Below are 26,472 nucleotides of genomic sequence, written 5' to 3' on the forward strand. Positions count from 1 at the left end.
AGGCTAGGACCGGGTGAACACCGCAACGGTCCTGGCCGGCACCGTGAAGGTGCCCGTGGCCGCCGTGTAACCGGAGGTCTTCACCACCGGGTCCGCGCCGGACGCCTGCACCGGGTGCAGCCGGTACGCGGTCCCGGCCAGCGCGGAGACCGTCTGCTGCTGCGCCCGCGGGGTGGCGTTGAAGACGACGACCAGGTGACCGAGGGCCATGGTGATCACGCCCGGGGTCTCGTCCTTGCCGGACAGCGGGAAGGACAGCTCGCTCTGCACCTGGCCCGCCGTGCCGAGCGAGAACGCCCTCTCGGTCGTGCGGATCTTCAGCAGGTCCCGGTAGGCGGCCGAGGTGCCTTCGATCTGCGGGCAGCCGACCTTGATCGAGGTCAGCAGCGGGGCGGCGTACGGCCACTTGTCCTGGTTGTCGGCCGCCATGGGCAGGCCCCGGCCGAAGCCGTTGCCGTCGGCGCAGTTCCAGTGGATGGCGTTGAACCAGTCGCCGCTGTCGAAGGAGTTGCGGTCCAGCGACTTCGAGCGCAGCAGATCGGTGCCCGCCTGCGACAGCGACGGGCCCTGCGAGAGGGTGGCCGTGGCCATCGCCAGGACCTGCATCCGGGCCCGGTCGCCGGCGGACGTGCCCTTGGGCAGCTTGTACGCGAGCGCGTCGAACAGGGACTCGTTGTCGTGCGCGTCCACATAGGCGAGGGCGTCGCCGGGCGCGTCCGCGTATCCGGCGGGCGAGCCGTTGTAGTCGACCTCGGCGCCGGTGACCTCCTTGCCGCCGGTGTCCGTGAAGCGGTACCCGGCGAGGTTGCCGGACAGCCCGACCTTGATCAGGTCCTGGTAGTGCAGCAGCCGGGCCTTCTGCTCGGCCGGGGTGCCGTTCGCGGACGACCCGTTGGGGTCGGTGTACAGACCGGAGGCGAAGCCCTGGACGCCGGGGTCGGAGTCGAAGGGGCTGCCGCCGCGCACCGCGTCGCGGGCCCGGTCGGAGAAGGTGGCGATGCCGGTGCCGGCCATGTTCGCCTGTGTGGCCTGCACGAAGCGGGCGTTGTCGGCGACCTCGCCGAAGTTCCAGCCCTCGCCGTACAGGATGATCTTCTTGCCGTCGACACCGTCCTTCTTCAGGGTGAGCGCGTCGAGGGCCTTCCTGACCGCGAGGATGTTGGCCTTCGGATGGTGGCCCATGAGGTCGAAGCGGAACCCGTCGACCTTGTACTCCTTGGCCCAGGTGACGATCGAGTCCACGACCAGCTTGCCCATCATCGCGTTCTCGGGCGCGGTGTTGGCGCAGCAGGTGGAATTGGCCACCGAGCCGTCGGCGAGCAGCCGCTGGTAGTAGCCGGGCACGATCTTGTCCAGGACGGAGGTGTCCGCCTGCCCGCTCGCCGAGGTGTGGTTGTAGACGACGTCCATCACGACCCGCAGGCCGTCCTCGTTGATCCCCTGCACCATCTGCCGGAACTGCCTGGTCCGCGCGGTGCCGTCCGGGTCGGTGGCGTAGGAGCCCTCGGGGACGGTGAAGTGGTACGGGTCGTACCCCCAGTTGTAGGCGTCCTTCGCGGCGCTCTTCGCCACGCACGCCTGCTGCTGGTCGGAGTCGGCCGGGTAGGCGGCGAGGTCGCAGTCGGGGCGCTGCTGGTCGGCCTTCCTCTCGGGCACGGTGGCGAAGTCGAAGGCGGGCAGCAGATGCACGTACGACGTCCCGGACCTCGCCAGCTCCTTCAGGTGCCGGCTGCCGTCGCTGTTCCTGTCGGTGAAGGCGAGGTAGGTGCCCTGGTCCTTCGCCGGGACGGTCTTGTCCGCGACCGAGAAGTCCCGGACGTGCAGCTCCTGGATCTGCGCGTCCCGCAGCGGAACGGCCTTGGGCTTGCGCAGGGTGGACCAGCCGCTCGGGGCGAGCGACCTGTCGTCCAGGTCGGCGACGACGCTGCGCCCGGAGTCCGCGGTGAGGGCGACCGAGTAGGGGTCGGTGACCTTGTTGGTGACCAGCTGCCGGACGCTGGGCGCCCACACCTTGACCACGTACCGGTAGCTCTTGCCCTTCCAGGAAGCGGGCCCGGTGACCGACCAGACGCCGGTGGTGTCGTCGCGGTGCATGGGCCTGATCGCGCCGTCGATCTCCAGGGAGACGCTCTGGGCGGTGGGGGCCCACACGGAGAGGGTGGGCCTGCCGCGGTGGAAGACGGGGCCGAGCCGCGCCTTGGCGGCGGCCGGGTAGAGGTCGTCCAGGACGCCCGCGGTCTGCACACCGGTCGCGGCCGGCACGGCGCCGTTCGCGGTGCGCTGGGAGGCGATCAGCTGACCGGTGAGCGCCTCGCGCACCCGGCCGCGGTCACGCGGGTCCACGGACCAGGCCGTGTAGTCCTTCAGATAGGGGAACTTCGCCTTCTGGGCCTCCGTGAGGGTGGTCTTCTCCAGTCGCAGCCAGCGCTCGTCGTCGCTGGTCAGGACCCCGTCCTTGGCGGCGATGGAGCCGTCGTGGGAGTAGACCAGCTGGGTGGAGGCGGCGCCGTCGGCGCCGTCCCAGGCGACGGTGTCCTTGTCGATCCAGACCGCCTTGGAGGTGGTCAGGTCGAGGGCGGCGGCGCTGCCCGCGGGCTGCGGCAGCAGGTGCTTCTCCTGGCCGTTCAACAGCCACACCTCGTAGCCGTCGGACTTGAGGTCCAGGGACTGGTCGGCGGCGAGGTCCTTCTCGTCGCCCTTGTGGATGATGTAGCTGAGGCTGGTGGCACCCGCGGCGAGCGGGACCTCGAAGACCGCGCCATAGGCATCGGTCTTCACCGGCTTCAGCGGGGCCGACCAGTCGGTGGGGTCCGCGGCACCGGTCCAGACGTGCAGGCCCCAGCCGTCGTAGTCGCCGTCGGCGCGGTGGTAGTGGATCACCGCCTTGGTGGTGTCCGGCGCGGGGTACGACGACGGCCGCTGGGTCTGGACGTCGGCCTTGCCCTGCTGGACCCAGACCTCACCGGTCCTGGTGACGTCCACGCTCCGGTCGGAGTCCACGTCCTTGGTGCCGTTCTTGTCCACGACCAGGAAGCCCACGTTCGAGGCCCCCGGTTCGACCTTGACGTAGGCGAAGGCGCCCCAGGCGTCCCGGCCGGTGAAGGGGTGCCCGGCCGGCCAGGTGGTGGCCTCGCCGTCGGCGATGTCGCCCCAGGCGTACAGGCCCCAGTCGCCGTAGTCGCCGTCGGGGCGCTGGTAGTGGACGATCACGTAGTCGCGCGAGGAGGCGGTGGGCGGGGCGGGCGCGGGTACGGCGCCGGCGGTGCTGCGTGCCGTGGCGCTCGCGGTGTGCCCGGCGCTGTCGATCACGACCGCCTTGTAGCGCAGCGCGGTACCGGCCGGGACCTTGTCGCCGAGGGTCTGGGTGACCTGGTAGGGCGCGTGGTCGGCGGAGCCGAGGACCTGCCACCTGGCGTTGCCGATCTGGGCGGCGAAGACCACCCGGTTCAGCTGCCCGCCGGCGACGTCGGCGCCGAGGGTCACGGTGCCGGTGGCGCCGGCGGCCGGGGCGTCCAGGGTGAGCGTCGGCCTGGTGGCCGGCTTGTCGAGGGCGCCGGACGCCTTGTAGACGACGGCGGACTCGGCCGGGACGGTGACGTCGACCTTGCGCCCGCCGTCGGAACTGACGCTGTCCGTCGCGCCGTAGACGCCCCGGTACGACATCCCCGCCGAACCGGTCTCGAAAGTGGCCGACCTGGCCTCGCTCGCGTTGTTGAACGCGACGATGTACTCCTGGCCGCTCTTGGCGTCGGTGCGGGTGAACGCGTAGACCCCGGCGCCGTCGGCCACGTACCGCTCGCTCTGCACACCGTCGGTCAGGGCCGGGTTGGCCTTGCGCAGGGCGGAGAGAGCGGCGATCTGCCGGTACAGCGGCGCGCCCGTGTCGTAGGAGTCCTCGGCGTGGGTGCGGTCGGTGCCGATCTCGTCGTCGGCGAGGTAGGCCGGCACCTTGGAGGCGAACATGGTCTGGCGGGCCGCCTTGTCGCCGCCGGCCCCGGTGAAGCCCTGTTCGTCGCCGTAGTAGACGACCGGGTTGCCGCGGCTGAGGAACATCACCTCGTTGGCCAGCTCGTCCTTCCTCAGCAGCTCGGCGTCCGAGGCGTTCGGGTTGTCCTGCTTGAGGAAGTACCCGATGCGGCCCATGTCGTGGTTGCCGAGGAAGGTGACCTGCTCGTATGCGTTGGCCCGGTCGGTCGTGTACTTGTAGTCGTCACCGAGGACGCTCGCCAGCTTGCCGGCGCTCGCGCCCTGGGAGGCGTAGCCGCGGGCCGCTCCCTGGAAGGGGAAGTCGAGGGTGGCGTCGAGGCGGCCCCGGGTGACGTACGGGGCGGTGACCGAGGTGTCGGTGTCGTACGTCTCGCCGAACATGAAGAAGTTCTTCCGGCCGTGCGCCGCCGCGTAACGGTCGAGTGCGGTGGCCCACTGGGTCCAGAAGTCCAGGTCGACGTTCTTGGCGGTGTCGATGCGGAACCCGTCGACGGCGAAGTCCTTCACCCACCGCTCGTAGATCCGCTCCATGCCGTGCACGACCTCGGGACGCTCGGTCCACAGGTCGTCCAGGCCGTCGAAGTCGCCGTAGGTGCCGGACTCGCCGGCGAAGGTGGAGTCGCCCCGGTTGTGGTACATCGTCGGGTCGTTGAGCCAGGCCGGGACCTTGGACTCGTCGGTGACCCGCGGGGTGTACGGGAAGGAGGCGTCGGAGACGGCCGGGAACCCCTTGCCGCCGTCCGCGTAGTCGGCGTCGTCGAAGGGCTTGCCGTCCTTGGTGAGGTAGGGGTAGGCGCCCTTCGAACGGTAGTCGGAGGAGCCCTCCTTGTTCGTCACCACGTCCGCGGTGTGGTTGGTGATGACGTCGAAGAAGACCTTCATGCCCTTGGCGTGCGCCTCGGAGATGAGGTTCCTCAGGTCCTGGTTGGTACCGAAGTGCGGGTCGACCTGGGTGAAGTCGGTGATCCAGTAACCGTGGTACCCCGCCGAGGCGTTGGCGCCCGTGCCCTGCACCGGGATGTTCTTGAAGATCGGCGCCAGCCACAGGGCGGTGGTGCCGAGCCCCTTGATGTAGTCCAGCTTCCGGGTGACGCCCTTGAGGTCGCCGCCCTGGAAGAAGCCCTCGTCGGTGGGGTCGTATCCGGTCGTCATGCGCGAACCGGTGAGCCCGCCCCTGTCGTTGGACCTGTCGCCGTTGGCGAAGCGGTCCGGCATGACGAAGTAGAACTGCTCATGGGTGTCGCCGTGCCGGGCCGGCTGGGCCGCGAGGGCCGAGTCGGACGGGGGCGGGGGCGGTGTGGCGGCCTGCGCCGCGCGCGCGGCCAGTGGCTGCACGAGGGCGGCCGTGAGCGCGGCGACGGCGAGGGCCGCGGCTCTCCTGCGGTGGGTGGTGCGACGCCGCGTGGGCGTCGGCCATCTCGGTATCACAGGCATGAACTCCTTGCGATGGCGGCTCTGTCGGGTCCGACCCCACGCCGCGGCTCGGCTTCGGGGCCGGGCGCCCGCGTGACCGTATCCAACGCGAAAGGGTTGCAGCAAGAGTCATGAAACGGTCGGCAAGGAATTTCAAATACCTTGGCCCGCGCCACCCTTCGGGGTGGCGCGGGCCGGCTCCCGGTTCAGCAGGAGGACTTGCCGGCGTAGATCGCCAGCGCGGTGTTCGGGGCCACCGAGGCCGTGAACCAGCCGCTGCCGTTGACCGTCACCGTGGTGTTGTTCTGCACGTTGCAGTAGGTGCCGGCGGGCAGCGAGGTCTGGAAGGAGCGATCGGCCGTCGCGCCCTCGTGGTTGATGACCACATAGCCCTTGTCGCCGCGGCCGAAGGCGATCAGGTTGTCGCCGTCGTCCCACCAGTTGGAGACCGCCTGGCCGTGCGTGGTGTTGCGGAAGGCGACCATGGACTTGATCTCCGGCCAGGCGTGCTGGCACTTCCAGCCGTCCTGCCAGCAGGCGTTGACCTGGCCGTTGTCGGGCGGGCCCGCGTCGGCGTCGCTCCACTCGTAGCCGGAGTTGATGTCCGGGGAGCCGTAGGGCCAGGCCAGCATGAAGACGTTGGCCAGCGTGTAGTTGGCGCCGTCCTTGTAGTTCAGGGTGGCGCCGTTGCGCTCGGTGTCGTGGTTGTCCACGAAGACGCCGGCCACGTTGCCGGGCAGGTAGCCCCAGCCCTCGCCGAAGTTGTTCAGGTAGGCGAGCTTCTCGCTGTTGAAGACACGCTTGAGGTCGTAGGCGTAGCGGAACTCCTGGACGTCCCCGTTGCCCGTGTACTCGGTGGGCTGGACGGCCTCGCCCGCGCCGTAGATGACCTCCTGCTTCCAGTAGACGCCCGGGTCGGTCAGCCGGCTCTTGATGTTCGCCAGGTCCGCGGCGGCGATGTGCTTGGCCGCGTCGATGCGGAAGCCGTCGGCGCCGAGGGAGAGCAGGTCGTTCATGTACCCGGCGATGGTCGCGCGGACGTGCTCCGCGCCGGTGTCCAGGTCGGCCAGGCCCACGAGTTCGCAGTTCTGGACGTTCGAGCGGTCCTGGTAGTTGTCGATCGGCGTCCGGCAGGTGTGGAAGTCGGAGTCCGAGTACAGGCCCGGGTAGTCGTACTTGGTGTACTGCGTGCCGCCGGTGCCGGTGCCGCTGCCGGAGGTCATGTGGTTGATGACCGTGTCCACCACGACCTTCACGCCGGCGGCGTGACACGTGGAGATCATGTTCTTGAAGGTGGTCCGGTCTCCGAGCCGACCCGCGATCTTGTACGACACGGGCTGGTACGAGGTCCACCACTGGGAGCCCTGTATGTGCTCCTCGGGCGGCGAGACCTGCACATAGCCGTAGCCCGCGGGGCCCAGCGTGCTGGTGCACTCACGCGCCACCGAGGCGTAGTTCCACTCGAACAGGACGGCGGTGACGTCCTTGGCACCGGGCGCGGAGGCGTCGGCTGTCGTCGGGGTCATGACAAGGGCGGCGGCCGCGAGGGCGACCGCTCCGGAGAGCGTCTTGCGTACCATGTGGGGTTCCTTCGTCGCTGAAGGTGCTTTCTGCAAAGTTTCAGAAACCTTGCTGTGACGCAGATGTTAAAGGCCCGCTGCCGGAAAAGGCAGCGGGCCGTAGGGAAGTTGATGCAAGAAATTTCACACGGGGTGTCAGACCGCCGCGGTCCACCACACCGTGGTGTCGGCGGGCACCTTCGCCTCGCCGCCGGTCTCGGCCACCTCACCGCTCGCCAGCAGCACCCGGCCGTACGCCGGGGTCGTCACCGACTCGCCCGTGGTGTTGGCGACGCACACGAACTCGCCCCGGCGGAAGGCCAGGACGCCCTCGGGGGCGCGCAGCCACTCCAGCGCGTCCCCGGCGCCCAGGTCGGGCTGGGCGCGGCGGGCGGCGAGGGCGGCGCGGTACAGCTCCAGGGTGGAGCCCGCCGTCCCGGTCTGCGCCTGGACGCTCAGCTCGCCCCAGTTCTCCGGCTGCGGGAGCCAGCTGCCGCCGTCGCCGAAGCCGTACGACGATCCCGTGCGGGTCCACGGGATCGGCACCCGGCAGCCGTCGCGGAAGCCGTCCTGGCCCTCGCCGCGGAAGTACGCCGGGTCCTGGCGCACCTCGTCGGGCAGGTCCACGACGTCCGGGAGACCGAGCTCCTCGCCCTGGTAGAGGTAGGCCGAGCCGGGCAGCGCCAGCATCAGCAGGGTCGCGGCGCGGGCCCGGCGCAGGCCGAGTTCGCGGTCGCCGGCCGTGCGGATCTGGGTGCCGAGCCCCGCCGGGTTGGCGAAGCGGGTGGCGTGCCGGGTGACGTCGTGGTTGGACAGCACCCAGGTGGCCGGGGCGCCGACCGGGCGCATCGCCTCCAGGGTGACGTCGATGACCGCGCGCAGCTCCGCCGCGTCCCAGGCCGTCGACAGGTACTGGAAGTTGAACGCCTGGTGCAGCTCGTCCGGGCGGACGTAGTTGGCGGTGCGCTCGACGGTCGGGGTCCACGCCTCGGCCACGAAGATCCGCTCCGGGGGTCCCCCCGGCCGAAGGCTCGGGGCGTACTCGTCGAGGATGGTCCGCCACTGCCGGTAGATGGCGTGCACGCCGTCCTGGTCGAAGAACGGCATGACATCGTTGCCCAGCAGTTTCAGCTGTTCGGCCGAGCCGAGGTCGGGCAGGCCCTCGGCCTTGACCAGGCCGTGCGCCACGTCGATGCGGAAGCCGTCCACGCCCATGTCCAGCCAGAAGCGCAGGATGGAGCGGAACTCGTCGCCGACCGCCGGGTGCTCCCAGTTGAGGTCGGGCTGCTCGGGGGCGAAGAGGTGCAGGTACCACTCGCCGGGCGTGCCGTCGGGCTCGGTGACGCGGGTCCAGGCCGGGCCGCCGAAGATGGACTCCCAGTCGTTGGGCGGCAGTTCGCCGTCCGTGCCCTTGCCGGGGCGGAAGTGGTAGCGCTCCCGCAGCGGGGATCCGGGGCCCTCGGCGAGGGCGCGCTTGAACCACTCGTGCTGGTCGGAGGAGTGGTTGGGCACCAGGTCCACGATGATGCGCAGGCCGTGCTCGTGGGCTTCGCGGATCAGCGCGTCGGCGTCCAGCAGGGTGCCGAACATCGGGTCGACGGCACGGTAGTCGGCGACGTCGTAGCCGGCGTCGGCCTGCGGGGAGGCGTAGAAGGGGCTGAGCCACACCGCGTCGACGCCGAGGTCGCGCAGGTACGGCAGGCGGGAGCGTACGCCCGCCAGGTCACCCATGCCGTCGCCGTTGCCGTCGGCGAAGCTGCGCGGGTAGACCTGGTAGATGACCGCCTCCCGCCACCAGTCGCGGCGGTGGCCGGCGATGGTGGCGGTGGCGGAGTCGGTGGCCGGGGCGGCGATGTGCTGCTGGCTCATGGCTTCCTTGGTGGTGACGGAATTCGGGTCATGGCGCGTGGGGTCACGGACGCGTATGGCCCGTGTGGTACGGCGGCGGAGGCGGGCCGGGGGAACGGCGTGCGAGGCGGCCGCGGTGTCAGCGGGGTCGGATGGACACCGCGGCCGCCTACCCGCGCGTCGGGCGCGCGGGAGCCTCTTGTGCGTCGGGGGCGTCAGCCCTTGGTGCCGCCGGAGGTGAGACCGGTGACGAGGTTCTTCTGCACCAGGTAGAAGAACAGCGAGACGGGTATCGCGATCAGCACCGCGGTGGCGGCCATGTAGTTCCACTCGGCGTCGTGCTCGCTGACGAAGGTCTGGAGGCCGACGGAGAAGGTGTACTTGGAGTCGTCCAGCATGAAGGTGGTCGCGAAGGCCACCTCGGCGACGGCGGTGATGAAGTTGTAGAACGCGGCGACGGCCAGACCCGGCCGGGCCAGCGGCAGGATCAGCCGGAAGAAGGTGCCGAACGGCGTGAGTCCGTCCACCCGGCCCGCCTCGTCGATCTCGATCGGGATCGTGTCGAAGTAGCCCTTGAGCAGCCAGGCGCTGTACGGCACCGCGGTGGTGCAGTTGACGAGGATCAGCGCCCAGTAGGAGTCGATGAGGCCCAGGTCGCTGAAGATCTGGTACATCGGCACGATCAGGACGGCGATCGGGAACGCCTGGGTGAGCAGCAGGATCCACATCAGCTGCTTGTGGCCGGGGAAGCGCATCCGGGAGACGGCGTAGCCGGTGGTCGCGGCGAGCAGCACACCGACGACGGTGGTGCCGAGGGCCACGATCATCGTGGACTTGAACCAGCTGAAGAACTCCGTGTGCCGGAGCACGTAGCCGTAGTTGGCGAAGCTCATCTTCCCGGCGATGGCGCCCGGGTGCAGGTAGTCGTTCTTGTCCGGGCCGAGCGAGAGGTAGACCAGCCAGGCCACCGGGGCGACCGCGATCATGCTCGCGGCCATGAGGCCCGCGTGCAGCAGGACGGTGCCGAGGGGTCCGCGCTCGCCCGGCTGGCGGGCGCGCCCGGCGGGCTTCACGGCGGGGGCCGGCGCGCCGGCCTGCTTCTCGAGGGTGGTGGTGCTCATGGCGGCGGCTCCTGCGGCGTCAGACGGCGAGCTGGTCATTGCGCTTCAGCCAGCGGAAGTAGAAGGAGGTGAAGACGGTGACGATCGACAGCAGCAGTACGCCGTAGGCGGCGGACTGGGCGAAGTCGCGCGGCTGCTGGCCGAAGCCCAGGTAGTAGGCCCAGGTGACGAGGATCTGGGCGTCCGGGGCGCTGGTCGGGCCGAACAGCAGGAAGATGATGGCGAACTGGTTGAAGGTCCAGATGACGCCGAGCAGGACCACCGTGGAGCTGACCGAGCGCAGTCCGGGCAGGGTGACGTGCCGGAACCGCTGCCAGGAGTTGGCGCCGTCCATCTTCGCCGCCTCGTACAGGGTGGTGTCGATGGACTGGAGACCGCCGAGCAGCGAGAGCATCATGAACGGCACACCGCACCAGGTGTTGACCATGATGGCGGCGAAGCGCTGCCAGAAGGTGTCCTCCAGCCACTGCGGCTGCGGCAGGTGCAGCGCGTGCAGGATCTGGTTGATCGCGCCGGAGTCGGCGAGCATGATCCGCCAGGAGAAGACGGTGACGAAGGTGGGCACGGCCCACGGCAGGACGAGCAGCACCCGGTAGACGGTGCGGCCGCGCAGCTTCTGGTTCAGCATCAGCGCGAGGCCGAGGCCGAAGGTGTAGTGCAGGGTCACACAGGCGACCGTCCATACGATCGTCCAGATCACATGGGACCAGAAGCGGTCGTAGGACAGCGGGCCGAACAGGATGTTCTTGTAGTTGTCCAGACCGACGAACTTGTAGGTCGCGGCGATGTGGTTGACGCCGATGGTGCGCGCCGAGTTGAGGCTGTTGGCGTCGGTGAGCGTGATGTAGAAACCGCGCACGAGCGGGTAGCCGACGAGCACGGCGAGCACGATGACCACCGGGGCGATCATCGCGTAGGCGTACCAGTACTTCTGGAGGCTGTTCTTCATGCGCTGCCCCAGCCCTGGCCGAGGCACGCGGTCACCGCGGCTCTTGCCGGTCGCGCGGTCGATGGCGACTGTCATGGTTCGACACCTTCAAATGGTTCAAGGATGGCCGGGCACAGAGCGGTGGCCGCCGGCTGCCTCCTCGTGGGTGAGGCAGCCGGCGGCCGTCCGGGCTTACTTGCCGAAGTCGGGGACCAGCTTGCCGATGGCGGCACCGGCGTTGCTCAGGCCCTGGTCCAGCGACTCCTTGCCACTGGCGATCTTCGGCAGCTCGGTGTCGAGCGGCGCCCACAGCGAGCCGTACTCGGGCAGCGACGGCCGGGGCTGGGCGGCGGACAGCACGCGCTGGAAGCCGGCGGTGCCGGGGTCGGCCGTCACCTCGGCCGTGTAGGCGTCCGAGCGCGTCGGCAGGGTGGCGTTCTTCAGGGCGATGGTCTCCTGGGAGGAGGCCGAGGTCATGAAGTTGACGAACTTCAGGGCCGCCGCCTGGTGCGCCTTGTCGGAGCCGGCGTAGACCGCGAGGTTGTGGCCGCCGGTCGGGGCCTCCGCCTTGCCGGTGGAGCCGGCCGGGACGACCGCGACGCCCAGGTTGGTCTTGTCCTTGAAGGCGCTGCCCTTGTAGATGTTCGTGTTCTCCCAGGGGCCCTGGATGATCGCGGCGACCTTGCCGTTGGAGAACGCGTCCATGATGTGGGCGTAGGCGTCCGCGGTGGTGTCGGCCTTGTGCAGGCCCTTGCCGGAGAACAGGCTCAGCCAGGTGGCGTACGCCTTCTTGGCGGCCGGCGTGTCGATGGTGACCTTCTTGGCGGCGACGTCGACGGTGTCGGTGCCCTCGCCGTACAGGAACGGCTGGCCGTAGTAGCCCGCGGTGGAGCCCCAGTAGCCGTCCTGGCCGGTCTTGTCCTTGATCTTGGCCGCGTCGCTCTTCAGCTCGTCCCAGGTCTTGGGCGGCGTGCTGATGCCGGCCTTCTTGAACAGGTCCTTGTTGTAGACCAGGGCCAGGGTGTCGGTGACCAGCGGCACGCCGTAGGTCTTGCCCTGGTACTGCGCCTGCTTGATCAGGTTCGGCTCGAACTTGGCCTTGTCGGCGAGGGCCTCGGTGCCGTCCAGCGGCAGGAAGTAGCCCTTCTTGGCGAAGGCGGGGGTCCAGCCGACCTCGGAGCGCAGCACGTCCGGGGCGCCGGAGGCACCCGCGGCGGTGTCGAACTTGTTCTGCGCCTGGTCGAAGGGGACGTTGACGTACTTGACCTTGATGTTCTTGTTCGCAGCTTCGAACTTCTGAACGAGGGCCTTGTAGGTCGGTGCCTCATTCGTGGCGTTGGAGGTGTCCCACCAGGTGATGGTGACCGGCCCGTCCGACTTGCTGTCGCTGCTCCCGCCGCCACAGGCCGTCGCCGCGAGGGCGAGGGACGCCACCAGCGCGGAGGCCGCTATGCCACGCCGCATGAGTTCTCCTTGAGGGTTAAGCCCGAGTGATGCCGACTGCGCCGATGGGGGTGCCCCCGCTTGAGCGAAGCCGAGAGCGGGGGAGGCCGCCGGGCGTCTGGGAACGTAACAGCGATGTAAGCGTTGCGAAAGACCTTGCAGAAAAAAAGTGCAAGGGAACACGATGGTTACCCTGTCGTTACCGCTCAGCGGTCCGCAGGAACTTGTGCAAGACTCTGCAAGCTCTTGCCACGAACGAACTCAAAGGGAGCGCAATGAGGCAGCAACCCGCAGGAGGTCGTACGACCGCGCGCACCCGGCGCCCGAGCGGTGTGCAAGGCGAGAGACGACCGGTACAGTCCAGTGGCGTGACCACACGGCTTGCCGACATCGCAGCGCAGGCGGGGGTGAGCGAAGCGACCGTCAGCCGGGTCCTCAACGGGAAGCCGGGCGTCGCCGCCACCACCCGCCAGTCCGTGCTCGCCGCACTCGACGTGCTCGGCTACGAACGGCCGGTACGGCTGCGTCAGCGCAGCGAGGGTCTGGTCGGGCTCATCACGCCGGAGCTGGAGAACCCGATATTCCCTGCCCTGGCGCAGGTCATCGGCCAGGCGCTGACCCGCCAGGGCTACACCCCGGTGCTCGCCACCCAGACCCCGGGCGGCTCCACCGAGGACGAGCTGACCGAGATGCTGGTGGACCGCGGTGTCGCGGGCATCATCTACGTCTCCGGACTGCACGCCGACACCACCGCCGACATGCAGCGCTACGAGCGGCTGCGGGCGCAGGGGGTGCCCTTCGTGCTGGTGGACGGGTTCTCGCCGCAGGTGCAGGCGCCGTTCATCTCCCCCGACGACCGCGCCGCGATGACGCTCGCGGTCACCCACCTCGTCTCGCTCGGCCACACCCGGATCGGGCTCGCGCTCGGCCCGAAGCGGTTCGTGCCCGTGCAGCGCAAGATCGAGGGCTTCCTGCGGGCGATGCAGGACCAGTTGGGGCTCGGCGCCGAGATGGTGGAGACCGAGCTGGTGCAGCACTCGCTGTACACCCTGGAGGGCGGTCAGGCGGCCGCGACGGCGCTGATCGAGCGGGACTGCACCGCGGTGGTCTGCGCCAGCGACATGATGGCCCTCGGCGCCATACGGGCCGCCCGGCAGCGCGGCCTGGAGGTCCCGCGGGACGTGTCCGTGGTCGGTTTCGACGACTCCCCGCTGATCGCGTTCACCGACCCGCCGCTCACCACGGTCCGCAAGCCGGTCCCGGCGATGGGGCAGGCCGCGGTGCGCACGCTCCTGGAGGAGATCGGCGGTACGCCCGCGCCGCACAGCGAGTTCGTGTTCATGCCGGAGCTGGTGGTGCGCGGGTCCACGGCCTCGGCGCCGCACCTGCTGCGCACGTCGTAGAACTCCTGCGCACGTCGTAGGACTCTGCCTGTGCCGCAGAAGATGCGGGGCGGACCCGGCCTTGGGATGATCGGGCTCCGGTGCCTTTTCTGGCAGACTTGATGCCTATGAGTGACTCTACCGTGACGCAGTGGGAAGGTCGCGAAGAGGCGGCCGGTCCGCGGGCCGACACGGGCAGGGACGGCAGAGGCGTGCGAGGGTCGCTGCGCCGGCTGCGGCGGCCGCGCGGTCCCCGGCTCCGGTTCGAGATCCTTCTGATCGCGGTGAGTTACTGGCTGTACTCGCTGATCCGCAACGCGGTGCCCGAGCAGAAGGGCGAGGCGCTGCGCAACGCGGACTGGATCTGGCGCACGGAGCAGGCGCTCGGCATCGATGTGGAGCGGTCCGTCAATCACGCCGTGAACGCGGTGACTTGGCTGATCATCGGCATGAACTACTACTACGCCACACTGCACTTCATCATGACGCTCGGCGTCCTGGTGTGGCTGTACCGGTGGCATCCGGGGCGGTACGCGGCCGCGCGCCTCGCGCTCTTCGCCACCACGGGGGGCGCGTTGGCGGGGTACTACCTGTTCCCGCTCGCCCCGCCCCGCCTGATGCGGGGCGGGCGCTTCGTGGACACGGTGATGGTGCACCACACCTGGGGCTCGATGGCCTCCGGGGACCTCAAGCACATGTCCAACCAGTACGCGGCGATGCCGTCCATGCACATCGGCTGGTCGCTGTGGTGCGGGCTGACGATCTTCGCGCTGGCGTCGGCGCCGTGGGCGCGGGTGCTGGGTCTGCTGTATCCGGTGGCGACGCTGGTGGTCATCGTCTCCACGGCCAATCACTTCTGGCTGGACGCGGTGGGGGGCGTCCTCTGCCTCTCCTTCGGGTTCACGGTGGCGAGGGTCTGGTACGGGACCGGGCCCTACGCGTTGCCCCGGGGGACCCGCGAGGGCGCGGGCCCGCGGCCCGGCTACGCGTCGTCGTCGTAGAAGAGTTCCTCCATGACCGTGCGTGCCTTGCGCGTCGTACGGCCGTACGCGTCCAGCATGTCGCCGGCGTGCCCCTCGCCGTAGCCCAGGTAGCGGCCCACCGCGGCCAGCTCGCGGGGCTGGGTCGGGAAGGTGTCGCCCGCCCGGCCGCGCACCAGCATCACCGCGTTGCGGACCCGGGTGGCCAGCACCCACGCCTCGTCCAGGGTCGCCGTCTCCTCCTCGCCCAGCAGACCCGCCTCCCGCGCGGCCGCCAGCGCGGCCCGGGTGCGGGTCGTGCGCAGTCCGGGGATCTCGTGGGCGTGCCGGAGCTGGAGCAGCTGGACGGTCCACTCCACGTCCGAGAGGCCGCCGGGGCCCAGCTTGGTGTGCAGCCGGGGGTCGGCGCCGCGGGGCAGCCGTTCCGACTCCATGCGGGCCTTGAGCCGGCGGATCTCGCGCACGGAGTCCTCCGTCAGGCCGCGCGCCGGGTAGCGCAGCGGGTCGATCAGCTCGACGAAACGGCGGCCGAGGTCGGCGTCGCCCGCGAACGGCTCCGCCCGCAGCAGCGCCTGGGACTCCCAGACCAGCGACCAGCGGCGGTAGTACGCCGCGTACGACTTCAGCGTGCGCACCAGCGGGCCCGACTTGCCCTCCGGGCGCAGGCCGGCGTCGATCAGCAGCGGCGGGTCGGCGCTGGGCAGCTGGAGCAGCCTGCGCATCTCGGCGACGACCTTGTTCGCGGCCGCGGTGGCCTCCTGCTCGTCCACGCCGTCCTGCGGTTCGTGCACGAACAGGACGTCCGCGTCGGAGCCGTAGCCCAGTTCGTGGCCGCCGAAACGGCCCATGCCGATGATCGCGAACCGGGTGGGCAGCGTGTCGCCCCAGCCGGCCCGCACCACCGCGCGCAGCGTGCCCGCGAGGGTGGCCGCCGTGAGGTCGGAGACGGCGCCGCCGACGAGGTCGACCAGGGCGCCCTGGTCGGCCTGCACGGGGGTGGCCTCGGTGCCGTAGGAGGCGACGATGTCGGTGGCGGCGGTGCGGAAGAGTTCGCGGCGGCGGACGCCGCGGGCGGCGGTGACGCCCTGCTCGCCGTTCTCCGCCCGGCCGACGGCGGCCAGGATCTCCTGTTCGAGGGCCGCGCGGCCGCGGGGGGTGAGGCCGGCGCTCGCGCCGTCGCCGTCGCCGAGGAGGGCGACGGCCTCGGGGGCGCGCATGAGGAGGTCGGGGGCGAGCCGGCCCGCCGACAGGACGCGGGCCAGGTTCTCGGCGGCGGCGCCCTCGTCGCGGAGCAGGCGCAGGTACCAGGGGGTCTTGCCGAGGGCGTCGGAGACCTTGCGGAAGTTCAGCAGACCGGCGTCCGGGTCGGCGGAGTCGGCGAACCAGCCCAGCAGGACGGGGAGCAGGGTGCGCTGGATCGCGGCCTTGCGGGTGACGCCCGAGGCGAGGGCCTCCAGGTGGCGCAGCGCGGCGGCGGGGTCGGCGTAGCCGAGGGCCACCAGGCGCTCCCGGGCGGCCTCCGGCCTGAGGCGGGCCTCGCCGGGGGCGAGCTGGGCGACGGCGTCCAGGAGCGGGCGGTAGAACAGCTTCTCGTGCAGCCGCCGTACGACGCCGGCGTGCCGTTTCCACTCGCGGTTCAGCTCGCTCACGGGGTTGGCGCGCAGGCCGAGCGAGCGGCCCAGGCGGCGGAGGTCCTCCTCGGCGGTGGGGACGAGGTGGGTGCGGCGCAGGCGGTACAGCTGGATGCGGTGTTCCATCGCCCGCAGGAAGCGGTACGCCTCGTCCAGGCGGGCGGCGTCCTCCCGGCCCACGTAGCCGCCGGCGGCGAGGGCCTTGAGGGCGTGGAGGGTGGTGCCGCTGCGCAGGGTGGGGTCGGTGCGGCCGTGGACCAACTGGAGGAGCTGTACGGCGAACTCGACGTCCCGCAGGCCGCCGGGGCCGAGCTTCAGTTCACGGTCGACCTCGGTCGGGGGGATGTTGTCGACCACGCGGCGGCGCATCTTCTGCACGTCCGCGACGAAGTTGTCGCGGTCGGCCGCCTGCCACACCAGGGGGTGCAGCGCGTCCAGGTACGCGCGGCCGAGGTCCTCGTCGCCGGCGACCGGGCAGGCCTTGAGCAGGGCCTGGAACTCCCATGTCTTCGCCCAGCGTTGGTAGTAGGCGACGTGGGAGGAGAGGGTGCGGACGAGGGGGCCGTTGCGGCCCTCGGGGCGGAGGTTGGCGTCGACCGGCCAGATGGAACCCTCGACGGTGGTCTCGGAGCAGATCCGCATCAGGTGCGAGGCGAGGTTGGTGGCCGCGCGCAGGGCCTTGGTCTCGTCGGTGCCCTCGGCGGCTTCCGCCACGAAGATCACGTCCACGTCGGAGACGTAGTTCAGTTCGTGGCCGCCGCACTTGCCCATGCCGATCACCGAGAGGCGGCAGGCGGCGGCGTCCTCGGGGGCGGCGGCCTGGGCCATGGCGAGGGCGGCGCGGAGGGTGGCGGTGGCGAGGTCGGCCAGCTCGGCGGCGGTCTCGGCGACGTCGGTGGTGCCGCAGACGTCGCGGGCGGCGATGGAGAGGAGGCAGCGGCGGTAGGCGACGCGGAGGGCGACGGGGCCGGTGGCGCCGTCCAGGCCGCGTTCGAACTCCGCGACGCCGGGGTGGAGGTCGTGGGGTTCGTACGTGACCAGGGCCTGCCAGTCGGTGGGGTGGCGGGCGAGGTGGTCGGCGAGGGCGGCGGAGGCGCCCAGGACGCCCAGGAGGCGGTCCCGCAGGGGTTTGGCCGCGATGAGGGTGTCGAGGAGTTCGCGGTGGGAGTTCGGGGCGGGCTGGGCTTCCAGGAGGCGGACGAGGCCGTGCAGGGCGAGGTCGGGGTCGGCGGTGGCGCCCAGGGCTTCGAGGAGGAAGGGGTCGTCGCGGACCGGGGCGAGTTCGGTGGTGTCGAGGAGGCGTTCGGCGGCGGTGGCGTCGGTGAAGCCGTGCCGGAGCAGGCGCGTGAAGGTGCTGCTTCTGCGGCCCGGCGTCATCTGTGGGGCTCCCCTCGGGGTCACTCTGGTCCTGGAGGGAGCGTAGTCGCCTGCGGCCGGCCGTGCCGGGTCGGGTCGGGGAGGTACGGGACGGGGAGGGGCAGGGTGGGGCCCTGGCGTGCCCGAGGGGAAGGCGGATGCCTGCGGCGGCCGCTGGTGCGCCGTGGTGGCTCGGGTCGCGCCCGAGGGGAGGTGGTGAGTCGGTGCCCCGGCGGGTGGTGTCCGTCCTCGGGCCGGCGGAGAGTTGACCGAGTGGTTCGACGAGTCGATGCCGACCGCTGCGGGCGGACACCACCCGCCGTGTCCCCACCCCGCCGCGGGCGACCGCGGGCCCGGACCGGGCGGGCTCCGGCCACCCGGCGAATTCGCTCATCCTTCATTCCCGGGGCGGAAGGAGGGCCGGCTGGCGTGTGCATGCTCAGGGGTGCGTCAGCGCCGCGTCAGCGCCGCTCCCCCGGCTCGGAGGTCGATGTGTCGTCACGTGGTTCCCGTACCGCCGCGCTCTCGCCGTGCCGGCCGCCGCCTTCGGCGGGATGGGGACGGGTGGATCGTCCGCGCGGGCCGCGGGGGTGTGCCCAGTCCGGATCATGTGGTGGTCGTGGTGGTCGTGGTGGTCGAGAACCACGCCGACAGCCAGGTCATCGGGTCCCCCAGCGCGCCGTACATCGACTCGCTGAAGGCCGGCGGTGCCTACCTGTCGCAGTCGTACGCCGCCACGCATCCCAGCCGGCCGAACCACTTCGCCCTGTTCTCACGATTCGAGGAGCGGCAACCGGATTCCCACCCTGCTGTACGGGCAGCCGGTGGTCGCGGGATCGTCCAGTTCCGTCACGTACAACCACTACGACGCGCTGCGCACCCTGGAGGGCAGCCAGGGGCTGAGCGCGCACGCGGGGAACGCCGCCTCCGCGAAGGACATCAGCGGGATCTGGGCGGGCTGAGGGGGTTCTCGGCTCCGGCGCGCTGGGTCGGGAACTCCCCCACACCGCGCAGGAGTCCGAAGAGTTCCGTGGACGAGCCGGCCACTCCGCTGCCGCCCGCGTCCGTGATCTCCCCGCGCAGGGCGAGGGCGCGGGCGGTGGCGTAGACGAAGACCGGGATCGTGTCGCCCTGGGCCCGCAGCTCCCGGATCAGGTCGAGGCCGGCGGCGCGGTTGGTGCGGGTCCCCTCCCGGCGGCTCATGTCCGAGATGACGGCGTCGAAGGTGCGGTGGGGGCGGGCGAGGGCACGCAGGGCCTCGTCCGTCGACCTCGCCAGGACGACGTCGACGCCCAGGGCCCGGAGTTGGGCCACCTCGGTGGCGTTGTTCTCCGGGCGGTCGTCCACCCAGAGCACGGAGTCCAGGATGCGCGAGACCGCCGGTGCGCGCGCGGAGGCCAGCCGGCCCTGGAGGTCGGCCGTGGTCCGGATCAGGCTCTCCGAGACCTCCTGCACCGACAGCTCGGCCTCGCCCACCTTGATCGTGAAGCCCCGGGAGCGGGCTATCTCCTTGATCAGGGGGAACAGGCGCCAGAGCACGACACCCGTCATGAGCGGCCAGGCCAAGCCGGTGAGAGCCTTGATCAGTTCCGTCGCGTCCCGCACGAAGCTCCCCCGAGGTCGAATAGGCGTGTGTCCGATTCTCGCAGGGGGGAGCGGCGGGGCCGGTCGTTTTCGGGCGGCCCCGGTGGCGGGGGACGGTCACAGCACCGGCAGGTTCTTCCGCAGCTCGAACGCGGTGACCTCGGAACGGTACTCCTCCCACTCCGACTTCTTGTTGCGCAGGAAGAAGTCGAAGACGTGTTCGCCCAGGGTCTCGGCGACCAGGTCGCTGCGTTCCATCAGGGTCAGGGCCTCGCCCAGGTTCTGCGGGAGGGGTTCGATGCCCATCGCGCGGCGCTCGGCGTCCGAGAGGGCCCAGACGTCGTCCTCGGCGCCCGGCGGGAGTTCGTAGCCCTCCTCGATGCCCTTGAGGCCCGCGGCGAGGAGGACGGCGTAGGCCAGGTAGGGGTTGGCGCCGGTGTCCAGGGAGCGGACCTCGACACGGGCCGAGCCCGTCTTGCCGGGCTTGTACATCGGGACGCGGACCAGGGCGCTGCGGTTGTTGTGGCCCCAGCAGATGTACGACGGCGCCTCGCCGCCCGCGCCCGCCGTGCGCTCGGAGCCGCCCCAGATGCGCTTGTAGGAGTTGACCCACTGGTTGGTGACGGCGGCGGCCTCCGCGGCGTGCTTGAGCAGGCCGGCGATGAAGGAGCGGCCCACCTTGGAGAGCTGGTACTCCGCGCCGGACTCGTAGAACGCGTTGCGGTCGCCCTCGAAGAGGGAGAGGTGGGTGTGCATGCCGCTGCCCGGGTGCTCGGAGAACGGCTTGGGCATGAACGTGGCCTGCACGCCCTGTTCGAGCGCGACCTGCTTCATGACCAGGCGGAAGGTCATGATGTTGTCCGCCGTCGAGAGGGCGTCGGCGTAGCGCAGGTCGATCTCCTGCTGGCCCGGGGCGCCCTCGTGGTGGGAGAACTCCACCGAGATGCCCATCGACTCCAGCATCGTGATCGCCTGGCGGCGGAAGTCCATGCCCACGCTGGTCGGCGTGTGGTCGAAGTAGCCCGAGTTGTCGGCCGGCGTCGGGCGGGAGCCGTCCAGCGGGCGGTCCTTCAGCAGGAAGAACTCGATCTCCGGGTGGGTGTAGAAGGTGAAGCCCAGGTCGGAGGTGCGGGCCAGGGCGCGCTTGAGGACGTAGCGGGGGTCCGCGAAGGACGGGGAGCCGTCCGGCATCAGGATGTCGCAGAACATCCTGGCCGTGCCGGGGGTCTCCGCGCGCCACGGCAGCATCTGGAAGGTGGACGGGTCCGGCTTGGCGATCATGTCGGACTCGTAGACGCGGGCGAAGCCCTCGATGGCGGAGCCGTCGAAGCCGATGCCCTCGTCGAAGGCCTGCTCCAGCTCGGCGGGGGCCACGGCGACGGACTTGAGGAAGCCCAGCACGTCCGTGAACCACAGGCGTACGAACCGGATGTCGCGCTCCTCCAAGGTACGGAGCACGAACTCCTGCTGCTTGTCCATCTTCCGATTCCCCATCCTTGCTGGTCAGGAGCATCCCACCACAACACCGTTTCATCCGTGTTGCGGACCTTGATCGCCCCGACGTCCACCTTCTGAACGCCTCTCTTACGGCAGGTGTACTGCCCTGCCGCCCATCTTGCCTGTCGGCGGCGGCATCCGTAACGGCCGGGCGGGGTGGGGACGTGAGGCAGGACACCTCTCTTAAATTTGCATCTCAGATGCAAGTTTAAATAGCGTTCGATCAGCCGAGACCGCGAGGAGTCCGCGATGCTGTCCGAGAAGTCCGCCGCCACCGTCCGTGCCACCCTCCCTGCCGTGGGGGCCGCCATCGAGCAGATCACCGAGCGCTTCTACGCCCGGCTCTTCGACGCCCACCCGGAACTGCTGCGGGACCTGTTCAACCGGGGCAACCATGCCTCCGGCGCCCAGAAGTCGGCCCTCGCGGGCTCCGTCGCGGCCTTCGCCGGGTACCTGGTCGAGCACCCGGACCAGCGGCCGGACGCGATGCTGAGCCGCATCGCCCACAAACACGCCTCGCTGGGCGTCGTACCGGAGCAGTACCCGGTCGTGCACGAGCACCTCTTCGCCGCCATCGCGGAGATCCTCGGCGAGGCCGTCACCCCCGAGGTCGCCGCCGCCTGGACCGAGGTCTACTGGCTGATGGCCAACGCCCTCATCGCCGTCGAGAAACGCCTCTACGAGGAGAGCGGCGGCCCCGGGCTCCGGGACTGGGAGGTCGTGGGGCGCGAGGAGGAGACCGCCGACGTCGTCTCCTTCCTGGTGCGGCCGACCGACGGGTCCCCCGTGCGCGACTTCCGCGCCGGCCAGTACGTCTCCGTGGGAGTGGGGCTGGCCGACGGGGCGCGGCAGATACGCCAGTACAGCCTGTCCGGGGCGCCCGGCGGGGACGTACGGCGGTTCAGCGTCAAGCGGGTGCACGGCGGTACGACCCCCGACGGCGAGGTCTCGAACCGGTTGCACACGCACGTACGGGTGGGTGACGTCCTCCAGTTGTCGGAGCCGTACGGCGACCTCGTGCTCGGCGATACCGCCGGGCGGCCGCTGCTGCTCGCCTCCGCGGGCATCGGCGTGACCCCGATGGTCGCCATGCTGGCCGCGCTCGCGGCCGACGGTCACGACGGGCCGGTCACCGTCGTGCACGGCGACCGCTCCCCCGCGGACCACGCCCTGCGCGGCGAGCACCGGGCGTACGCGGACAAGCTCGCGGACTCGGCCGTCGCCTTCTTCTACGAGCGGGGCGCCGGACCCGGCGACCGCGCCGGCCTGGTCGACCTGTCCGGGATCGGCATCGCGCCCGGCACCCGCGCCTACCTCTGCGGGCCGCTGCCGTTCATGCGCGCTCTGCGCGGCCGGCTGATCGCGAGGGGCGTGGCGCCCGCCGACATCCACTACGAGGTCTTCGGACCCGACCTGTGGCACGCCGCCTGACGCCCTGAGCGGCGAAGAGGGTCCCCGGCGAGGGGAGGAGGCCGCGGGTTCGGGAGAGGGGGCTCGGGCTTCAGGGTAGCGGGGCGTCGGAGGGGCGGGTCGAGATGCCCAGCAGCACCGGCCCGGTGGGGTCCGCGACGATCTGGTCCAGGGTGACCGGGTCCAGGGAGGCGTGGAACGCCTCCTGGGCCCGGCGCAGGGCGCCGCGCAGCCGGCAGTCCGAGCGCAGCGGGCAGGGGGTGGCGCCCTCGCACTCCACCACCTCGTCGTCGCCCTCGAAGGTGCGCACGATCGCGCCGACGGAGGCCGTGCGGCCCTGTTCGGTGAGCGCCAGGCCGCCGCCGCGGCCGCGGCGGGCGTCGACCAGGCCCAGGTGCTGGAGTTCGGCGACGACCTTCGCGGCGTGCGTGTAGGGCACGCCCATGTCCTCGGCCACCGTGCGGGTCGCGGGCGTGTCGCCGGTGGAGACGGCGAGGCGCATCAGGATGCGCAGGGCGAGGTCGGTGGAGCGCAGCAGCCTCATGGCGCGAGCGTAAATAATACGCATCCCAGGTGCAAATTTAACTCTTCCGTCGCGCTCCCTCCACAGCGGCCCCCGCTCCCCCATTACGATCAGCGGGCCCCACACCCCCTGTCCGCCCTCTCCCCCCAGAAGGACGTCGCCTCATGGGTTCCACCGACAACAGCAGCGGCGCGGCGCGCAAGGCGCGCATCGAGGAGATGCGGCGCGCCGAGCGTTCTCGCGCGCGCCGCAACCGGACGGTCGTCATCGCCGCGTCCGCGGTCGCCGTCGCCGGGCTCGTCGTGGGCGGTGTCGTCCTCATGGACTCCGGGTCCGGCCGGAAGGACACGGCCGCGAGCGGCGACAACGGCAAGGACACCGGCGATGTGAACAGCGAGAGCTCCGGGGACTCGGGGCACTTCACGACCGGGAAGGACGGCGTGCGCACCTGGCAGGGCACGCTGTCGCGGAACCACGTGACGACCCCGGTGTCGTATCCGATGCATCCGCCGGTGGGCGGCAACCACAACCCGGTGTGGGCGGACTGCAACGGCGAGGTCTACACACGGCAGTTGCACGACGAGAACGCGGTGCACTCGCTGGAGCACGGGGCGGTGTGGGTGACGTACACACTCAAGGCGGCGAAGACCGATGTCGAGGCGCTCGCGGCGAAGGTGAAGAAGACGCCGTACTCGCTGATGAGCCCGTACGAGAACCAGGCAGCGCCGCTGATGCTGTCGGCGTGGGGCCGCCAGGTGAGCGTGAAGAGCGCGAGCGATCCCGAAGTGGACAAGTTCTTCGCGGACTTCGTGCAGGGGCCGCAGACGCCCGAGCCGGGCGCCTCGTGCACCAGCGGAGCGATGAAGTGAGCCGGCGCGCCGCCGGCTGGGCGGCGGGCGCCGCGACGGCGGTGCTCGTCACGGCCGGCGCCGTCACGTACGCGGTCGCCGACCCGGGCTCCGGCGCCGGCGAGGCGGCGCGCGGGACACCGGCCGCGGACTCGGCGGACGCGGGGTTCGCGCGGGACATGGCCGTGCACCACCAGCAGGCCGTCGAGATGTCGTACATCGTCCGCGACCACACGAAGAACGAGGACGTGCGGCGGCTCGCCTACGACATCGCGCAGACGCAGGCCAACCAGCGCGGGATGCTGCTGGGTTGGCTGGATCTGTGGGGGCTGCCGAAGGTGTCCGCGGACCCGCCGATGACCTGGATGGGCATGGGCGGCACGGTCGAGGCCGAGGACGGCTCGCTCATGCCGGGGATGGCCACCGATACGCAGATGAGGAAACTCGCGACCCTGAACGGGAAGCAGGCCGAGATCTTCTACCTCCAGCTGATGACGAATCACCACAAGGGCGGCATCCACATGGCCGCGGGCTGCGTCGCCAAGTGCACGGTGGGCGTGGAGAAACGGCTGGCCCAGGGCATGGTGGACGCGCAGCGGTCGGAGCTCCGGGTGATGGCCGGGATGCTGGAGGAGCGCGGAGCCGAACCGCTTCCTTGAACAGGGAACAACTCGCTCCGTAATACAGCCGTAAGGAAAAACCGCCCAAATCCCCCTAGCTGATGGTTACTTGAGCTTCTCTTTCCGTTCCATTTACCTGGCATGAACGGTTCATCAGCCAGAGTTGCCCCCATCGTGTGATCCATTCGCCGGCTGTTGACCGCCGCCGGCCGGCGCGGAGCCGCGTGTACCTACCTACTACGTGCATGCGCAACGCATCGCAGGGGGTTCTATGAGATCCAATAGCGCCAAGACGCGCGCCGTGAGCCTGGCAGCCGCGCTGCCGATGATCGCCGGTGCGCTGGCGCTGGGCATACCCGCGGCCCACGCCGCGGACAGTCCCGCCCGTAACGCTCTGAAGGGCACCAAGCCGCTGTGGGCCACGGCCAAGGCGGACAAGGGCGCCACCAACAACGGCGCCCAGGTGAAGGCCCGGGTCTACCTGGCCGGCCGGGACGCGGCGGGCCTCGCGGCCTACGCCAAGGCCGTGTCCGACCCCAGCTCGCCGCACTACGGCAAGTACCTGTCGGCCAAGAAGGCCCAGGCCCGCTTCGGTGCCACCAAGGCCCAGGTCGCCGCCGTCAAGTCCTGGCTGACGTCGGCTGGTCTGAAGGTCACCGAGGTCACGCAGCACTACGTCGCCGTCTCCGGTGACGTCTCCTCGGCCGAGAAGGCGTTCGGCACCCAGCTGCACAACTACGCCAAGGGCTCGAAGACTTACCGCGCCCCGACGCAGGCGGCCTCCGTCCCGGCCGGCCTCAAGAGCACCGTCCTGACCGTCACCGGTCTGGACAGCGCCCCGCACAAGGCCGACCACGACGACGCGCTGCCGCCCCCGGACGCGGTGTTCAAGAACGCCGGCCCGTTCTCCTCGTACTACGGCTCGAAGACCGCGAGCACGCTGCCGGACGCGTACGGCACGAAGCTGCCGTACGCCGTCAAGGGCTACACCGGCAAGCAGCTGCGCTCGGTCTACGGCGCCGGCAAGTACACCGGCAAGGGTGTCCGCGTCGCCATCACCGACGCCTACGCCTCGCCGACCATCGCCTACGACGCCGGCAAGTACGCCATGCGCCACGGTGACAAGGCGTGGAAGACCAGCCAGCTCCACCAGGTGCTGCCGGCCGACTACACCAAGACCAAGGAGTGCGGCGCCGCCGGCTGGTATGGCGAGGAGACCCTCGACGTCGAGGCCGTGCACGCGGTCGCGCCGGACGCCGACGTCACCTACGTCGGTGCGGCGTCCTGCTACGACGACGACCTGCTCGACTCGCTGAGCAAGGTGGTCGACAACCACCTGGCCGACATCGTCTCGAACTCGTGGGGCGACATCGAGGCGAACCAGACGCCGGACCTCGCGGCCGCCTACGACCAGGTCTTCCAGCTGGGCGCGGTGCAGGGCATCGGCTTCTACTTCTCCTCCGGTGACGACGGCGACCAGGTCGCCAACACCGGCACCAAGCAGGTCGACACCCCGGCCAACTCCGCCTGGGTGACCGCCGTCGGCGGCACCTCCCTCGCGGTCGGCAAGCACAACAAGTACATGTGGGAGACCGGCTGGGGCACCGAGAAGTCCAGCCTGTCGGCCGACGGCAAGAGCTGGACCAACTTCCCCGGCGCCTTCACCTCGGGCGCGGGCGGCGGCACCAGCAGCACGGTCGCCGAGCCGTACTACCAGAAGGGCGTCGTCCCGGACTCGCTCGCCAAGGCGAACAACGCCTCCGGCAACCGCGTCGTCCCGGACATCGCGGCCATCGCCGACCCGAACACCGGGTTCCTGATGGGCCAGACCCAGACCTTCCCCGACGGGTCGCAGCGGTACAGCGAGTACCGCATCGGCGGCACCTCGCTGGCCGCGCCGACCATCGCGGCGGTCCAGGCCCTCGCCGAGCAGGCGCGCGGCGGCAAGGCGATCGGTTTCGCCAACCCGTCGATCTACGCGAAGTTCGGCAAGAAGGGCGTCTACCACGACGTCACGGACAACCCCACGGGCCACGGCCTCGGTGTCGTCCGCGTCGACTACGCCAACGGCGTCAACGCCAGCGGCGGCCTGCTCTACTCCGTCCGCTCCCTGGGCAAGGACAGCTCGCTGTCCGCGACCAAGGGCTACGACGACGTGACGGGCGTGGGCTCTCCGGCGAACGGCTACGTCAAGTCGTACGCGAAGAGCCACAAGAAGCACTGAACACTCCGCTGAGCTGAGCCGAGCTCGACGGAGGGGGCGCGGGGTCCGGGTGGACCTCGCGCCCCCTTTGCGTTTCCCGGCGAGGGGGGAAGGGCGGCGGCGCGAACCCGTCCGTGCG

General features: G+C 70.6%; 16 protein-coding genes and 1 pseudogene. 7 read left to right on the top strand and 10 right to left on the bottom strand.

The window, feature by feature from the left end; all coding sequences use genetic code 11:
* Positions 1 to 3: 3 nt before the first annotated feature.
* From pulA to VT52_RS01510, 6 genes are all read right to left on the bottom strand, one after another.
* Positions 4 to 5,415, bottom strand: a complete 5,412-nt coding sequence (gene pulA, locus VT52_RS01485; RefSeq protein WP_046421207.1) for a pullulanase-type alpha-1,6-glucosidase — start codon at positions 5,413 to 5,415, stop codon at positions 4 to 6.
* Between the two features lie 191 nt (positions 5,416 to 5,606).
* Positions 5,607 to 6,980, bottom strand: a complete 1,374-nt coding sequence (locus VT52_RS01490) for an alpha-amylase (protein WP_206306411.1) — start codon at positions 6,978 to 6,980, stop codon at positions 5,607 to 5,609.
* A gap of 135 nt (positions 6,981 to 7,115) precedes the next feature.
* The gene (locus VT52_RS01495) at positions 7,116 to 8,828 is read right to left on the bottom strand and encodes a glycoside hydrolase family 13 protein (protein ID WP_046421206.1); all 1,713 of its coding nucleotides are present in this window, start codon (positions 8,826 to 8,828) and stop codon (positions 7,116 to 7,118) included.
* A gap of 194 nt (positions 8,829 to 9,022) precedes the next feature.
* On the bottom strand, positions 9,023 to 9,928 hold the full coding sequence (locus VT52_RS01500; RefSeq protein ID WP_046421204.1) for a sugar ABC transporter permease: 906 nt from the start codon (positions 9,926 to 9,928) through the stop codon (positions 9,023 to 9,025).
* A 19-nt stretch (positions 9,929 to 9,947) separates the two neighbouring features.
* Positions 9,948 to 10,952 (bottom strand): carbohydrate ABC transporter permease, encoded by a 1,005-nt coding sequence (locus tag VT52_RS01505; RefSeq protein WP_046421203.1) that lies wholly within the window; start codon positions 10,950 to 10,952, stop codon positions 9,948 to 9,950.
* Positions 10,953 to 11,048: 96 nt separating this feature from the next.
* Positions 11,049 to 12,320, bottom strand: a complete 1,272-nt coding sequence (locus VT52_RS01510; RefSeq protein ID WP_046421202.1) for an extracellular solute-binding protein — start codon at positions 12,318 to 12,320, stop codon at positions 11,049 to 11,051.
* A gap of 347 nt (positions 12,321 to 12,667) precedes the next feature.
* Here VT52_RS01510 and VT52_RS01515 point away from each other — a divergent pair, with 347 nt between their 5' ends.
* Entirely contained in the window at positions 12,668 to 13,702 is a 1,035-nt protein-coding gene (locus VT52_RS01515; protein WP_046421200.1) for a LacI family DNA-binding transcriptional regulator, read from the top strand.
* 107 nt (positions 13,703 to 13,809) lie between these two features.
* Positions 13,810 to 14,682: a phosphatase PAP2 family protein gene (locus VT52_RS01520; protein WP_046421199.1), complete on the top strand. Its 873-nt coding sequence runs from the start codon at positions 13,810 to 13,812 to the stop codon at positions 14,680 to 14,682.
* Here the strand turns inward: VT52_RS01520 and VT52_RS01525 are convergent.
* Complete coding sequence (locus VT52_RS01525; protein WP_046421198.1) at positions 14,664 to 17,669, bottom strand: bifunctional [glutamine synthetase] adenylyltransferase/[glutamine synthetase]-adenylyl-L-tyrosine phosphorylase; 3,006 nt, start codon at positions 17,667 to 17,669, stop codon at positions 14,664 to 14,666. The two genes, VT52_RS01520 and VT52_RS01525, sit on opposite strands and share 19 nt — an antisense overlap.
* 533 nt (positions 17,670 to 18,202) lie before the next feature.
* Here VT52_RS01525 and VT52_RS35175 point away from each other — a divergent pair.
* Positions 18,203 to 18,610 (top strand): annotated as a pseudogene (locus VT52_RS35175) (hypothetical protein).
* On the opposite strand, the gene VT52_RS01530 reads toward VT52_RS35175, so the two are convergent.
* Positions 18,588 to 19,253 (bottom strand): response regulator, encoded by a 666-nt coding sequence (locus VT52_RS01530; protein ID WP_053055505.1) that lies wholly within the window; start codon positions 19,251 to 19,253, stop codon positions 18,588 to 18,590. The pseudogene VT52_RS35175 and the gene VT52_RS01530 sit on opposite strands and share 23 nt — an antisense overlap.
* A gap of 96 nt (positions 19,254 to 19,349) precedes the next feature.
* Positions 19,350 to 20,711, bottom strand: coding sequence for a glutamine synthetase family protein (locus VT52_RS01535; protein ID WP_046421197.1), 1,362 nt, complete (start codon positions 20,709 to 20,711; stop codon positions 19,350 to 19,352).
* A 267-nt stretch (positions 20,712 to 20,978) separates the two neighbouring features.
* On the opposite strand from VT52_RS01535, the gene VT52_RS01540 reads away from it, so the two are divergent.
* Positions 20,979 to 22,160 (top strand): globin domain-containing protein, encoded by a 1,182-nt coding sequence (locus VT52_RS01540; protein ID WP_046421196.1) that lies wholly within the window; start codon positions 20,979 to 20,981, stop codon positions 22,158 to 22,160.
* Positions 22,161 to 22,230: 70 nt separating this feature from the next.
* Here VT52_RS01540 and VT52_RS01545 read toward each other — a convergent pair whose 3' ends face one another.
* Positions 22,231 to 22,683 (bottom strand): RrF2 family transcriptional regulator, encoded by a 453-nt coding sequence (locus tag VT52_RS01545; RefSeq protein ID WP_046421194.1) that lies wholly within the window; start codon positions 22,681 to 22,683, stop codon positions 22,231 to 22,233.
* Positions 22,684 to 22,826: 143 nt separating this feature from the next.
* Between VT52_RS01545 and VT52_RS01550 the strand changes: the two genes are divergently transcribed.
* From VT52_RS01550 to VT52_RS01560, 3 genes are all read left to right on the top strand, one after another.
* Positions 22,827 to 23,531 carry a DUF3105 domain-containing protein gene (locus VT52_RS01550; protein ID WP_046421193.1) on the top strand — a complete coding sequence of 235 codons (705 nt, stop codon included), beginning with the start codon at positions 22,827 to 22,829 and terminating at the stop codon, positions 23,529 to 23,531.
* The gene (locus VT52_RS01555) at positions 23,528 to 24,169 is read left to right on the top strand and encodes a DUF305 domain-containing protein (RefSeq protein WP_046421191.1); all 642 of its coding nucleotides are present in this window, start codon (positions 23,528 to 23,530) and stop codon (positions 24,167 to 24,169) included. Before VT52_RS01550 ends, VT52_RS01555 begins: the two co-directional genes overlap by 4 nt.
* A 232-nt stretch (positions 24,170 to 24,401) precedes the next feature.
* Positions 24,402 to 26,354 (top strand): S53 family peptidase, encoded by a 1,953-nt coding sequence (locus tag VT52_RS01560; RefSeq protein ID WP_046421190.1) that lies wholly within the window; start codon positions 24,402 to 24,404, stop codon positions 26,352 to 26,354.
* Positions 26,355 to 26,472: the final 118 nt, after the last annotated feature.

It is taken from the genome of Streptomyces malaysiense (genome assembly GCF_000980885.2).
GTDB lineage: Bacteria > Actinomycetota > Actinomycetes > Streptomycetales > Streptomycetaceae > Streptomyces > Streptomyces malaysiense.

Bases quoted from the DNA above. Each gene is read 5' to 3' on its own strand.
- VT52_RS01525 (WP_046421198.1), bottom strand. From the start codon at position 17,669: ATGACGCCGGGCCGCAGAAGCAGCACCTTCACGCGCCTGCTCCGGCAC.
- VT52_RS01550 (WP_046421193.1), top strand. From the start codon at position 22,827: ATGGGTTCCACCGACAACAGCAGCGGCGCGGCGCGCAAGGCGCGCATC.
- VT52_RS01545 (WP_046421194.1), bottom strand. From the start codon at position 22,683: ATGAGGCTGCTGCGCTCCACCGACCTCGCCCTGCGCATCCTGATGCGC.
- VT52_RS01500 (WP_046421204.1), bottom strand. From the start codon at position 9,928: ATGAGCACCACCACCCTCGAGAAGCAGGCCGGCGCGCCGGCCCCCGCC.
- VT52_RS01560 (WP_046421190.1), top strand. From the start codon at position 24,402: ATGAGATCCAATAGCGCCAAGACGCGCGCCGTGAGCCTGGCAGCCGCG.
- VT52_RS01520 (WP_046421199.1), top strand. From the start codon at position 13,810: ATGAGTGACTCTACCGTGACGCAGTGGGAAGGTCGCGAAGAGGCGGCC.
- VT52_RS01540 (WP_046421196.1), top strand. From the start codon at position 20,979: ATGCTGTCCGAGAAGTCCGCCGCCACCGTCCGTGCCACCCTCCCTGCC.
- VT52_RS01505 (WP_046421203.1), bottom strand. From the start codon at position 10,952: ATGACAGTCGCCATCGACCGCGCGACCGGCAAGAGCCGCGGTGACCGC.
- VT52_RS01510 (WP_046421202.1), bottom strand. From the start codon at position 12,320: ATGCGGCGTGGCATAGCGGCCTCCGCGCTGGTGGCGTCCCTCGCCCTC.
- VT52_RS01535 (WP_046421197.1), bottom strand. From the start codon at position 20,711: ATGGACAAGCAGCAGGAGTTCGTGCTCCGTACCTTGGAGGAGCGCGAC.
- VT52_RS01495 (WP_046421206.1), bottom strand. From the start codon at position 8,828: ATGAGCCAGCAGCACATCGCCGCCCCGGCCACCGACTCCGCCACCGCC.
- VT52_RS01490 (WP_206306411.1), bottom strand. From the start codon at position 6,980: ATGGTACGCAAGACGCTCTCCGGAGCGGTCGCCCTCGCGGCCGCCGCC.